Source organism: Rhizobium sp. R634 (assembly GCF_002211305.1).
In the GTDB taxonomy this organism is placed as follows: domain Bacteria; phylum Pseudomonadota; class Alphaproteobacteria; order Rhizobiales; family Rhizobiaceae; genus Rhizobium.
Genome location: NZ_LOKW01000024.1, coordinates 444,579 through 456,900, shown reverse-complemented (window position 1 = coordinate 456,900; position 12,322 = coordinate 444,579). Strand labels below are relative to the sequence as shown.

General features: G+C 63.1%; 9 protein-coding genes. 2 read left to right on the top strand and 7 right to left on the bottom strand.

Going from position 1 to position 12,322, the window contains the following annotated elements; translation table 11 throughout:
- Positions 1 to 3: 3 nt before the first annotated feature.
- From ATY77_RS22680 to ATY77_RS22650, 7 genes are all read right to left on the bottom strand, one after another.
- Entirely contained in the window at positions 4 to 585 is a 582-nt protein-coding gene (locus ATY77_RS22680) for a transglycosylase SLT domain-containing protein (protein ID WP_088688923.1), read from the bottom strand.
- Between the two features lie 96 nt (positions 586 to 681).
- A complete protein-coding gene (locus tag ATY77_RS22675) occupies positions 682 to 1,239 on the bottom strand; it encodes a dihydrofolate reductase family protein (protein WP_088688922.1) in 558 nt (185 codons plus the stop codon).
- Between the two features lie 174 nt (positions 1,240 to 1,413).
- The gene (locus ATY77_RS22670; RefSeq protein WP_088688921.1) at positions 1,414 to 2,214 is read right to left on the bottom strand and encodes a TIGR02186 family protein; all 801 of its coding nucleotides are present in this window, start codon (positions 2,212 to 2,214) and stop codon (positions 1,414 to 1,416) included.
- Positions 2,214 to 3,137: a sulfite exporter TauE/SafE family protein gene (locus ATY77_RS22665; RefSeq protein ID WP_088676756.1), complete on the bottom strand. Its 924-nt coding sequence runs from the start codon at positions 3,135 to 3,137 to the stop codon at positions 2,214 to 2,216. The genes ATY77_RS22670 and ATY77_RS22665 overlap by 1 nt, the downstream gene beginning before the upstream one ends.
- Positions 3,138 to 3,569: 432 nt before the next feature.
- Positions 3,570 to 7,340, bottom strand: a complete 3,771-nt coding sequence (locus tag ATY77_RS22660; RefSeq protein ID WP_088688920.1) for a peptidoglycan-binding protein — start codon at positions 7,338 to 7,340, stop codon at positions 3,570 to 3,572.
- Between the two features lie 330 nt (positions 7,341 to 7,670).
- Entirely contained in the window at positions 7,671 to 8,036 is a 366-nt protein-coding gene (locus ATY77_RS22655) for a VOC family protein (protein WP_088688919.1), read from the bottom strand.
- A gap of 94 nt (positions 8,037 to 8,130) precedes the next feature.
- A complete protein-coding gene (locus tag ATY77_RS22650) occupies positions 8,131 to 8,820 on the bottom strand; it encodes a DNA-3-methyladenine glycosylase I (RefSeq protein ID WP_088688989.1) in 690 nt (229 codons plus the stop codon).
- Positions 8,821 to 9,076: 256 nt separating this feature from the next.
- Between ATY77_RS22650 and ATY77_RS22645 the strand changes: the two genes are divergently transcribed.
- Both ATY77_RS22645 and ATY77_RS22640 read left to right on the top strand, forming a co-directional pair.
- Positions 9,077 to 10,873: an acyl-CoA dehydrogenase C-terminal domain-containing protein gene (locus tag ATY77_RS22645; protein WP_088688918.1), complete on the top strand. Its 1,797-nt coding sequence runs from the start codon at positions 9,077 to 9,079 to the stop codon at positions 10,871 to 10,873.
- A gap of 210 nt (positions 10,874 to 11,083) precedes the next feature.
- The gene (locus tag ATY77_RS22640; RefSeq protein ID WP_088688917.1) at positions 11,084 to 12,292 is read left to right on the top strand and encodes an acetyl-CoA C-acetyltransferase; all 1,209 of its coding nucleotides are present in this window, start codon (positions 11,084 to 11,086) and stop codon (positions 12,290 to 12,292) included.
- The last annotated feature ends 30 nt before the right edge of the window (positions 12,293 to 12,322 follow it).

Here is a 12,322-nt window from a genome sequence, read left to right as displayed (position 1 = left end):
CCGTTAATTACACCCTTGTAACTGCTGCTGATACGTTCCCGCCATCCGCGCGAACTTCTGCGCCGTCTGCTGCAATTGGCCGTTCGAGCGCCAGTCACCGCGCTTATATCCCGTCGGCCCGGAATAGTAGGCAAGATAGAGATTATAGGCGTCGTTCAGCGGAATGCCCGTCTCGGCGCTGTTCTGATAGTGATACCAGCCGATGAAATCGATCGCGTCGGCGAAATTCGTCCTCCGCGCGTTCCAGTTTCTCGTCTGCGACTGGTAGTGATCCCATGTCCCGTCGAGCGCCTGCGAATAGCCGTAGGCCGTCGAAGGCCTTGTCCAGGGAATGAAGCCGAACAGCTTGGTGCGAGGCGGCCGCGCATAAGGTTGGAAGCCGGATTCGGTGTACATCGTCGCCATCAGGATCGGCACGGGCACGCCGTATTTTTTCTCCGTCCGCTCGGCCGCACTCTGCCAGCTGGAAAAAAGCCCCTCGCGCTGGTCGAACACGGAGCAGATGTTTCTCGTTTGCTTCGGCGCGGTCGCGCAGCCGACAAGCAGCGCGAGGCCCACGGCCGTCAAAACGATACGAGTACGCATAACCAAACCTCTCATTTCCGAGAGATTACTAACTCGTAAATGTTAAGAACCGGTTTTTAGTCGAATGCCGACTTTTCTGATCGATGACCCGGTCGGCTATGCCTTGACGGGCTCGTAGCGCAGGATCACCGCACCGGTTTCGGTCGTCGAGGACTCGATGAGTTTCAGCGGCACTTGGCCTTCGGCCGGCTTGAAAAGCGGATTGCCGCCGCCGAGAATGACAGGCACCACGCAAACCCTGACTTCGTCGATGAGGCCCGCTTTCATGAGCGTGTCGGCAAGCTCGGCGCTTCCGAAGATGAAGATCGTCTTGCCGCTCTCCTGCTTCAGCTTCGTCAATTCGGGGATCGGATCGCTGACGATGCGGGCATTGTTCCAGCCGGGCTCGGTCATCGTCTTCGATACGGCGATCTTGGCGATGGCGTTCATATAGGCCTTGATCTTGCCTTCGCCTTCGGCGGTCGGCCAGTAGGCGACCATGCCTTCATAGGTCTTGCGGCCGAAGACCAGCAGATCCGCCTCTTCGCCGACCCGCTCGGCATATCGCTCCAGCTCGGGTCCCCAGGCGAGATTATGGAAATCGATATCCCAGGGCTTCGTGCCCTCGAAATAACCGTCGAGTGTCATCAGGTTCCAGACCACAAGCTTTCTCATTTTATCCTCCTTTGGGCACAGAGGCCACAGCCGAAAACCAGTTGTTTTTAGCAACTGGTTGAAACGTAAAGTGACTGATAGCAAAATGCAAGCAGTTTTCCGAAGCATGATGAATGCTCCGCGATTGCCGGCTGTACAAAGGCTGGGAAAGAAGACGAACCGCCTAGCTGCGGATCAGTCCTTGCGGAAGATCAGGCTGGCGCTCCAGCCGGTGATGACGGCGAGCAGCACCGCCGCAAAGCCGTAGAGGATCGGCTGCTCATGCGCCGCGTCGGTGATCGTCTGCTCGATGCCGGTCTTGATGACGCGCAGCGGCAGCGATTTTTCGGTGACGAAATTGCCGCTCTTGAAGAGATAGGCGCGCACCGTATGCACGCCATTCGGTATGTTCGCCGGCAGGCGCAGGCTTGCCTTGAAGAGGTTGGAGGAGACGAACCGTACGCCGCTCGGGTTGCGGTCGTAGAGCGCGCCCGCCTGCTGCAATCGCAGGAAGGCCTGGCGGAACTCGCCGAGATTGCTGCCATCGCCGACGAAGCCGACGGGGGTCAGCGGAATGTGATCGATACCGATCCCGCGATCGGTCATGTCGAGCGGGGTCGTCAGGTCGTCAATCCCGCGCGAACTCGACATCGAATAGGAATGCGGCACAGCTTCGAACGTCATCGAGCGCCTGTTCACCCAGATGCCGAAGACGCGCTCTTTCTTGCGGACCGTCGCGTCCTCGCGTGGTCCTTCCAGCACCACGACGACATCATATTGGCCGATGGCGAGCAGCAGCTGGTCAGTGTTCGAAAGTGCGCCGAAGATCGTCAGATCCGCGCCGTGGAAATCCGAGGTGATGGCAATCTCGCTGGTTGATGTGCCGATCTCAAGCCCCTCGCGCACGGCTTCCGTGCCCTGTCCCGGCAGCCACTGCGCTCCGGCTGTCGCCGGCAGCAGGCAAAGAAAAGCGAGGAAGGCGGCAAGCAGGCGCATCAGTTGCCCGCTCCCATCACCACCGAATAGACATCGGCCGGCGTCACCACCAGCGCGACCGCAAGGCGCAGGCCGACGGCGAGCACCAGCAGGCCGAGGAGCGCACGCAGCTGCTCGCCGCGCAGCTTCTGGCCGACGCGCACGCCGTATTGCGCCCCGATGACGCCCGCCACCATCAGAATGAAGGCGAGCACGATATCGACGGAATAGTTCGTCGCCGCCTGCACGATCGTCGTATAGGCGGTCACGAAGATGATCTGGAACAGCGAGGTGCCCACCACGACATTGGTCGGGATGCGCAACAGATAGATCATCGCCGGCACCATGATGAAGCCGCCGCCGACACCCATGATCGAGGTGAGGATGCCGATCGCAAAGCCGAGCGCGACAATCGGAATAACGCTGAGAAAGATCTTCGATTTCTTGAAGCGCACCTTCAGCGGCAGTTTGTGCACCCAGTGCTGGTGGCCGGGCTTGCGCGGCGCAGGCGGCTCGTTGCGCGCCGCCCGCCGCATCGCATTGATGCTTTCGAGCAGCATCAGTCCGCCGACGGTGCCGAGGAAGATGACATACATCAGCGAGATGATGAGATCGAGCTGGCCGACGGCGCGCAGCAGCGAGAAGATCCAGATACCGACCGTGGCGCCCGTCAGGCCGCCGATCAGAAGCACCGTGCCGAGCTTGACGTCGAGCGTGCCGCGCCGGAAATGCGTGATGGCGCCCGATATCGACGAGGCCACCACCTGGTTGGCGCCGGTGGCGACCGCGACGACGGGCGGAATATTGTAGAAGATCAGCAGCGGGGTGATGAGAAAACCGCCGCCGACGCCGAACATTCCTGACAGGAATCCGACGGCCGCCCCCATGCCGAGAATGATGAAGATGTTCACCGACAATTCTGCGATAGGCAGATAGATTGTCACAACCGACCCCGAATGATGGCCGCTCCTGCCGAGCGGCTTTTGTCACGTCCCCGTTCGAATGCGCATCATATTGTGAAATCGTTGCCAGAGGCTTTCGATCGCTCCCCTGATGGCAATGAGGTCGCCGACAGGGGATTCGGCGGATGCGTCGAGCGATCTGTCCCGCATAATCCGGCTTTTTTCAGATTTCGTGGCAGGCGGCGGAGAAATTGTGAATGCCCAGATGCCGCAAGCCTTCTTTAGCGCGATTTGGGCAAAAGAGCCGTGCGGTTTGCGCCCGCGTTGGCGCAAACAAGACATAGTCATTTTCGCGACCGGCGGGAGCCGTTCTAGAGCGTGTCGCGCAAAAGTGTGCGCGGTTTTGCGAGAACGACACGTGTAAAAACAAAGACCTAAAGCGCGACGAGCGAATCTGAAAGATCGCGGCGTGCTTTAGATCGCCTTGGTGCCCTGCTTGTTGCGTTCGAGCAGTGCCTTCACGGTCGCGTCGGTCACCTTGCCGTCCGGCTCCTGGCCGATCGATTTCTGGAAGCTCTTGATCGCGGCGACGGTTTTCGCGCCCATTTCGCCATCCGGCACGCCGGCGTCGAAGCCGTTGTTGTTGAGAATCGCCTGGATGTTGCGGATCGCCTTCTTCATGTCGACGCTCGCCGTCTTCGTGCCGTTGCCGGCCCATTCGTCCGGCACGTCGATGCCGTTGGTGCGGTGATCGAGCGGCTCCGGCTTCCAGAGATCGGCCTTGGCGCGCGCCCGTTCGAGCTGATCGGGCTTCATGGCATTGGCCACTTCGTCGCGTTTCTGCGCCGCATCCTTGTCGCCTGCCTTGGCGGCGATCGCAAACCACTTGTAGGATTCTTCGAGATCCGCCGGCACCCCGTTGCCCCTCGCACAGAGAATCGCCAGATTGAACTGGCTGTCGGTGATGCCGAGGTTGGCAGCTTTGGTGAACCAGGAGGCGGCCGTCGCGTAATCCTGCTGACCGAGCGCACCGGAGGCGTAGAGAACGGCGAGATTGTGCATGGCGCTGGCGTTACCCTGGTTGGCCGCCTGCTCGTAAAAGCCCTTCGCCTTGTCGATGTCCCGTTCGACGCCGTTGCCTTTCTCATACATGCTGCCGAGACGGTATTGCGCTGGCGCAAAGCCCTTGTCGGCTGCGAGCTGGTACCAGCTTGCGGCTTGCTTCTGATCGACGGTCACGCCGTTGCGGCCGTCCGAATAGCGTGCGCCGATCTCGAACAGGGCAAGCGCATCGCCGCCGCGCGCCGCATCGGCCAGCGACTTCGGCTGTATCGTGTCGGGAACGGTGATCGCTGCCTGCGGTGCAGGTGCCGCCGTAGCGGGCGCGTCCGGAACGAAGCCTGAAGTCTCCTGTGTTGCGCCGGCCGAGCCGGGTGCGGCAAGAGTTGCCGCGCCTTCGCCGTCGAGCGGCGCCGTGTCGGTCAGATGCTCGCCGGCAACCGGCGGGGCTGCCTCCGGTTGCGCCTGTTCGGCGGCAGGAGGCGTTGCCTCGGCTGCCGGAGCGTTGGTGTCGGCAACGCCGGCGTCCGGCTGCGCGGGTGTTGCTTCCGTCAGGGCCGGCGAGGGGTCTTCCGTCGCCCCTGTCAGCACCGAGACTTCCGCCGGCGGCTGCGGTGCGGACTCGCCGGTCGTCAGCGTGCGGGCAAGCGGAAAGGCCATGATGGCAAGCAGCACCGCGCCGACCGCCAGCAGGATCGGCCGCCGGTAGCGCGAAAAAGCGCTGCTCTTGCCGCTTTTGTCAGCCTTGCCTGTTTTGTCGGCGCTCGCGCCCTTCTTGTCGGCCTTGACCGTCGCCGGCTTCGGATTGGCGTCCACCTCCATGGCGGCTGCCTGCGCCGCACGGCGGGCGGCGGCAATGTAATCGGCGCGATCGTTTTCGCCGGCTGGCTTGCCGCGCGCGGCACTCTGGCTGGCGCGCACCCGTTCAAGGATCTTCTTCACGTCGGGCGTGCCGGAACCCGGCTCAAGCAATTCGTTTGCCGCGTCCGTCGGCACCACGTCGGCGGGATCGATCGACGGCGCCGGGTCGATGACCGCGCGGTCGCTCGCCTTGGTCTCGGCCTTCTTGCCGGGGCGCAGCCGCTTGCCGAGGCTGGCGAGCAGGCCGGCCTTTGCAGGCACCGCTGCCGCAGCCTCCGTCGGCCGGGTCGCGGCTTCGATGGCGATCGCGCTCGCGCCGCTCATGACCGCGGCCTGCGTCGGGGCGGCAGGTTCCGCTGCAACTTCGGCCGTGCGGATGACTGGAGAAGCCTTTGCCGTCGGGGCCGCTGCCGCAGCCGCCTCGGCCTCGTCCACCATAAGCGCGTAAGGGTCGACATCGAAATCGACGTCGGCGACCGGCATCTGGGCGATCGGCCGTCCGCGCTCTTCCATGCCGTCGAGCCGGTCGGCGATATGCACCAGCGTCTCGTGCAGCGCCTTGAAGGTCTTGTGGGTGCGCTCCTCGCTGTCGCGGGTGATATCCTCGAGGTGGCGCAGATCCTCGGCGAGTGCGGTCAGCGCCGACATGTCGGCGGCGGGCACGGCGCCCTGGGCGCCGCCATTGCGCGAATAGGCTTCGACGACGGCTTCCGCCGCCTGGCGGGCGGCCTCGATGATATATTCGTCGCTCGTCGCCATATAGTCTTCGATCGCGCCCATGCGCCGGTCGAGGTCGGCGGGGATCGCAGCGCTTTCGCGCGGCTCACTCATCAAGGCCGAAAGATTGGCGATCTGGTCTTCGAGGTTTTTCAGCGCCCGCGGATCTGTCGCCGGTGCCGCCGTGCTCTCCTCCAGCCGGGCGGCAATGTCGCTCAGCCGTCCTTCGATACGGCGGAAGGCGCCATCCTCGATCGCGGCGGCCGGAGCCGGCGGCTGATGCGCCATCTCGTCGATGCGCCGGGCGAGGTAGTCGAGCCGCTGCGCCAGCACGTCGTTGACGGCGCCGTTCTCGAGCGCGTCGATCTTACGGGAAATGTCGGAAAGCGTGCCGGTGAGGTCGGCCTGCGGCGCGGCCTTCTGCGTGCGTTCCAGCAGATAGGAAAGATGTTCCAGCCGCTCGTCGAGCCGCGACGTCGCCTCCGCCTTCGTCAGTTCCTCGACGCGCGATGTCAGCGCCTCCAGCCGCAGCGCCAGCTCGTCGGCGGGCGTTGCGCGGCTGGCCGCGTCATGGCTCATCAGGTCGATCTGGTCGGCCAGCGCCGAGAGCCGGCTTTCCAGCCGCTGCATCAGCGCCGGATCGTTGGCGGCGGCAGCGCGCCCGCTTGCCGCGATCGCCCGGCTGATTTCGTCGAGCCGCATGTCCATGGCGGCGAATTGCTCGGACATAATCCGGTCGTGCGGCTGGATCATGTTACCGAACTGTTCCATCGCCGTGGCGATGGCGATGAGCTTGTCTTCCAGCGCCCGCACCGCCGGGCTTTCGCCCATGCCGCCGATGTGGCGTTTGATGTCGTCGAGCCGGTAGGCGAGCGAGACGAGCTCTTCCTGCAGCCCTTCGGTGTCGAGTGCCGCAAGCCGGCTTTCGAAGCCGTCCCAGCGGTTTTCCATGTGGCGCAGTGAATCCTCGCGCGCCAGCCCGTCCATCAGCGAGCGCAGCTCCTCGAAATCCTCGCGCAGGCCGGCTGCCTCCGGGCCGTTCGAACGGCCCGTCAGCTGGCTGATGCTCTGGGCGAGGCGGCCCATGTCGGCGCGGATGTCGTCGGCGAAACGGCCGTCCCCGGCATTGTCCTTGATCTCGCGCAGCTCGGCGCGCAGCGCATTCATCTCGCGGGTGACGCCTTCGGAAATGTCGCGTTTCAGATCCTGGCGCAGGTTGACGAGCGCCTGGGCGATTTCCGTCATCGTATCATCGCCTGCCCGGAATGCGGGCGCAGGCTGCGGCGCTGCGGCGCGCGGCGCGGGTTCGCGCAGCTGCGTGGCTTGTTCGCGTGCATAGGGCCGTTCGCGGCCGGCTTCGAGCGCGCGCTGGCGCTGGCGGATCTCGGCGAGCGGATCAGGCCGCTGCTCGATCGGCGCTCTTGCAGGGCGAGGCGCATAGGAGTTTGCGTAAGGGTCGCGCTCGGGCGTTGCCGTGCGCGGCCGCTGGTCGCGCCCGCTGCCCATCAGCCCTTCGATCCGCGCCTCCAGCCCTTCGATCGTGCGGTTCAGCGCATCGAGCGAGGTCCTGTCGGACTGCCGGGAAGGATTTGATCGCGATCCGTTCATCTTCTTGCTCGCTTCGACTGCTCGATCTCTCGTCAGAGCTCGATCCGTGGCTTTTCCGTCTTTGGCCAGCGTCTTCACGCGGACCGGAGCGCACCATTCATCAGAAGTTAGTCAATTAGACTTTCCTCAGGCTGAACGATGTAGCGGCATCCTTTAGAAACGCGAGACAGGGAAAAGGAATGCGGATCACTACTGCTCAATCCGCACCTTTCACGAAACGTGGTAAACAACCCGTTAATCTCGATGAGAATTTTTTAACGTTTGCGCTGCAGAAGCCGTTTTTGCCGGCAATTGCCGTTGAATTCGTCAAGTCGGATGGCGGGCCAGCGCTCAGGCCGGCCGCGGATATTGCAGCTCGATCTTCACGCCTTCGGGGCCGTAAACGAAGACCTGGCCAAGATCGGTGTCGGGAATATCGTAATATTCGTAGCGATAGCCGCTTGCCTTGATGCGCTCCAGCGCCGGCCCGAATTCGTAAAGACTGAAGGCGACATGGTTGAAGATGCCGGGCGGAAAATCGGTGTTGCGCGATGTCAGGCTGAGATGGATGACCGGGCATCCGTCGAGATAGAGCCAATGCCCAGGTGAGGCGAAGGGCGGACGATCACCTTCCTTCACGCCGAGCAAGGTTTCCAGGAAGCCGATCATAACAGGCGCATTGCGTGTTTCGATGGTGACGTGATCCAGTCGCGGCATCGGGTTCCTCCTAGCCAGCTCCGACAATATGAAGCTAGCCTTTTCAGGGTCACGGCGAAAGCTGTTTTGTCCGGCCTGCGCTGCCGCCGGAATTTCAGTGCGGCTCGCCCGCATCGATCGAATAGGCGCTGATGCGGGAGAGATGAATGAAGGAAAGCCCGGTTTCCTCGGCCCATTCATTGAAGGCCTGCTGGATCAGCTGCTGGTCCTTCTTCGCCGTGCCGGAGGCCGATAGCGGCACGCCGGCGGATCTCAGGCAGGCGAGGACATCCATCGTGGCGACGAAACTGTCGCGGCCGATGCCGCGCAGGAAATATTGCCCGGTCATGCCGCCGAGCCGGCTGCCGCGTTTGCTCAGCATATCGAGAAGGCCGATCTGGTCTTCACGCGGCCAATCGGCGAAAAAGGCGCCGGCGCTGCCATGTTCCCTCGCCAGCTCCCTGACAAAGGCGGCATTGGCCCGAACCGACATGATCTTGGCGCCGTTGCGGATGATCCGTTCGTCCGAGGTCAGGTCGTGCCAATAATCGTCGGGCGCGATGTTCAGCATTGCCGGATCGAAACCGGAAAAGGCCGCCTCGAAACCAGGCCACTTCGCATCGATCACCTTATGGACGAAGCCGCTATAGAAAACCCGCCGCGTCATGTCCGCAAGGATGCGGTCGTCTGATATGGCGCGCAGCCGGTCGTGATGCGGCTGGTGGTTATCGAGCATTGCCTGCAGCGCGGCTGCCCCGCCTTTTCGTTCCTCCGCACGCTGCCTTATCGCCTCGAAACTGATCATGCCGGCGGTCTCCTGAAGCATTGCAGCCATCGCCTAAATGAAGGACGTCCGTTCTTATACGACGTGCCCCGATGGACAAGGAAGGGGAGATGACGTCTCCTGCGCTCTGCTTTAATGCGCGGATTCAGGCTCTTGAGATTTTTTTCTCAAAAGGCGGCCAAGGTGCAGAATTTGACGTTTACGCAAACGTCAATATTTTGTAAGACAGTGCCCAAGGCCGGCGCGACCCGGTCAGTCGAATGGAGGAATTCGCAACATGCCAGTCTACAAGGCCCCGGTGAACGATACGCTCTTCGTCCTGAACGACGTGCTGGGCCTCGAACGCTACAACAATCTGCCGGGTTTTGCCGATGCGACGCCCGACATGATCGAGGCGATCCTCGGGGAGGCGGCGAAGGTTGCCGAAGAGGTTCTCTTTCCGGTGAACTATTCCGGCGATCAGGAAGGCTGCACGCGCCATGACAATGCCAGCGTCGCGACGCCCAAGGGCTTCAAGGAGGCCTACAAGTCCTATCGCGAAGGCGGTTGGATCGGTCTTGCGGTGCCGGAAGAATTCGGCGGGCAGGGGCTTCCCTACACGCTGCATGCCGCCGTCGGCGAATATACCTCCGCCGCCAATATGTCGCTGATGATGTATCCGGGCCTGACGCAGGGCGCGATCGCCGCGATCCTCGTCCACGGCACGCAGGAGCAGAAGGAGACCTACCTGCCGAAGATGGTGGACGGATCCTGGTCCGGCACCATGAACCTGACCGAGCCGCATTGCGGCACCGATCTCGGCATGCTGCGCACCAAGGCGGTGCCGCAGGCCGACGGCAGCTACAAAATATCGGGCCAGAAGATCTTCATCTCTGCCGGCGAACACGACCTGACCGACAATATCGTCCACCTGGTGCTGGCCCGCATCGAAGGTGCGCCCGAAGGCACCAAGGGCATCTCGCTCTTCATCGTCCCGAAATTTCTGGTCGGCAAGGACGGCGCGCCCGGCGCCCGCAACGCCGTTTCCTGCGGCGCGATCGAGCATAAGATGGGCATCCACGGCAACGCCACCTGCGTCATGAACTACGACGAGGCGACGGGTTTTCTGATCGGCGCCGAAAACCGCGGCCTCAACGCCATGTTCGTGATGATGAACGAGGCCCGCCTGATGGTCGGCCTGCAGGGCATCGCCATTTCCGAGATCGCCTATCAGAATGCCGCGAGCTATGCCCGCGACCGCATCCAGGGCCGCTCGCTCTCCGGCGTCAAGGCGCCGGATAAGAAGGCCGATCCGATCATCGTCCATCCTGATATCCGCCGCACCCTGATGACCATCCGCGCCTTCAACGAGGCCGGCCGCGCCTTCCTGCTCTGGACCGCGCTGAAATCCGATATCGCCCACCGCGCCACCGACGAGAAGGAGCGCCAGACGGCCGACGACATTCTCGGCCTCGTCACCCCGATCCTCAAGGGCGTGATGACCGACAAGGGCTTCGACCATGCCGTCATGGCCCAGCAGGTCTTCGGCGGCCACGGCTATATCGAAGAACACGGCATGAGCCAGTATGTGCGCGATGCCCGCATCGCCATGATCTATGAAGGCGCCAACGGCATTCAGGCGCTCGATCTCGTCGGCCGCAAGCTCGCCCTCAACGGCGGCCGCGCCGCCATGGCCCTCTTCAAGGAGATCGGCGATTTCTGCGAGGAAAACCGCAGCGACGAAAAGCTCTCCTTCTTCACCAAGCATCTGAAGAAGGGCTTGAACGACGTCCAGGGCGCGACCATGTGGTTCATGCAGAACGCCATGGCCAAGCCCGACAATGCCGGCGCCGGCTCGACCGACTACATGCACCTCTTCGGTCTTGTCGTTCTCGGCTATATGTGGGCGAAGATGGCGAAAGCTGCCGAGGACGGCCTTGCATCGGGCGGGGGAGACCGCGAGGATTACCTGAAGAACAAGCTGGTGACCGCCCGCTTCTTCATGGAACGCATCATGCCGGAAACCGCGCTGCGCAAGGCCCGCATCGAAGCCGGCGCCGACGCGATGATGGCGCTGGCCGCCGAAGCGTTTTGATTGTGTCCCCCTTCTCCCCAGCGGGGAGAAGATGTCCGAAGGACAGATGAGGGGGTGAGCGACGAAAGAGCGAACGACCGCGCGCAAGCGAGGTCGAGTTTGCCGCGAGCGCCCCCTCATCCGACCTCTTCGAGGCCACCTTCTCCCCGCTGGGGAGAAGGGAAAACACGAAATTCACCGGCGCCGCCGCGCCGCCAGGGAGACGAGACAATGACCGAGGTTTTCATTTACGATCACGTCCGCACGCCGCGCGGCCGCGGCAAGAAGGACGGCGCGCTCCATGAGGTGCCCTCCGTTCGCCTTGCGGCAAAAACGCTGGAAGCGATCCGCGACCGCAACGGGCTCGACACGCGAACTGTCGACGACATCATCATGGGCTGCGTCGATCCGGTCATGGATGCCGGCGCCGTCATCCCCAAGGCCGCTGCCTTCGAAGCCGGATATTCGACGAAGGCGCCCGGCATGCAGATCTCCCGCTTCTGCGCCTCCGGCCTCGATGCCGTCAATTTCGGCGCCGGCAAGATCGCCCAGGGCGCCGACGACATCGTCATCGCGGGCGGCGTCGAAAGCATGTCGCGCGTCGGCCTCGGCATGTCCGGCGGCGCATGGTTCATGGATCCCTCGGTGAATTTCCCGGCTTTTTTCATGCCGCAGGGCGTCTCGGCCGATCTCATCGCCACCAAATACGGTTTCACCAGGACCGATGTCGACGCCTACGCCGTCGAGAGCCAGAAGCGCGCTGCCCATGCCTGGCAGCAGGGCTGGTTCGACAAGTCGGTCGTGCCGGTCAAGGATCAGAACGGCCTGACGATCCTCGATAAGGACGAGCACATGCGCCCCGGCACCGATATGCAGGCGCTCGCCTCCCTCAACCCTTCCTTCCAGATGCCAGGCGAGATGGGCGGCTTCGAAGCCGTCGGCATCCAGGCCCATCCGGAGATCGAACGTATCAACTATGTCCATCATGCCGGCAATTCCTCCGGCATCGTCGATGGCGCCGCTGCCGTTCTCTTGGGCTCCAAGGCGGGCGGCGAGAGCATGGGGCTGAAGCCCCGCGCCCGCATCAAGGCCTTCGCCAATATCGGATCCGATCCGGCCCTGATGCTGACCGGGCCTGTCGACGTCACCGAAAAGCTGTTGAAGCGGACAGGCATGAGCCTTGCCGATATCGACCTCTTCGAGCTGAATGAGGCCTTCGCCGCCGTGGTGTTGCGCTACATGCAGGCCTTCGACATCGACCACGCCAGGATCAACGTCAATGGCGGCGCCATCGCCATGGGCCACCCGCTCGGCGCCACCGGCGCCATGATCCTCGGCACGGTTCTGGACGAGCTCGAACGCCGCGACTTGAACACCGCGCTGGTGACGCTCTGCATCGGCGCCGGCATGGGCACGGCAACGGTTATCGAACGCGTTTGATCGGATCCGAACCCTCCCCCCAGGGGAGGA

Excerpts from the sequence above, each read along its gene's own strand:
- ATY77_RS22645 (WP_088688918.1), top strand. The coding sequence starts at position 9,077 with ATGCCAGTCTACAAGGCCCCGGTGAACGATACGCTCTTCGTCCTGAAC.
- ATY77_RS22660 (WP_088688920.1), bottom strand. The coding sequence starts at position 7,340 with ATGAACGGATCGCGATCAAATCCTTCCCGGCAGTCCGACAGGACCTCG.
- ATY77_RS22680 (WP_088688923.1), bottom strand. The coding sequence starts at position 585 with ATGCGTACTCGTATCGTTTTGACGGCCGTGGGCCTCGCGCTGCTTGTC.
- ATY77_RS22650 (WP_088688989.1), bottom strand. The coding sequence starts at position 8,820 with ATGATCAGTTTCGAGGCGATAAGGCAGCGTGCGGAGGAACGAAAAGGC.
- ATY77_RS22675 (WP_088688922.1), bottom strand. The coding sequence starts at position 1,239 with ATGAGAAAGCTTGTGGTCTGGAACCTGATGACACTCGACGGTTATTTC.
- ATY77_RS22655 (WP_088688919.1), bottom strand. The coding sequence starts at position 8,036 with ATGCCGCGACTGGATCACGTCACCATCGAAACACGCAATGCGCCTGTT.
- ATY77_RS22670 (WP_088688921.1), bottom strand. The coding sequence starts at position 2,214 with ATGCGCCTGCTTGCCGCCTTCCTCGCTTTTCTTTGCCTGCTGCCGGCG.
- ATY77_RS22640 (WP_088688917.1), top strand. The coding sequence starts at position 11,084 with ATGACCGAGGTTTTCATTTACGATCACGTCCGCACGCCGCGCGGCCGC.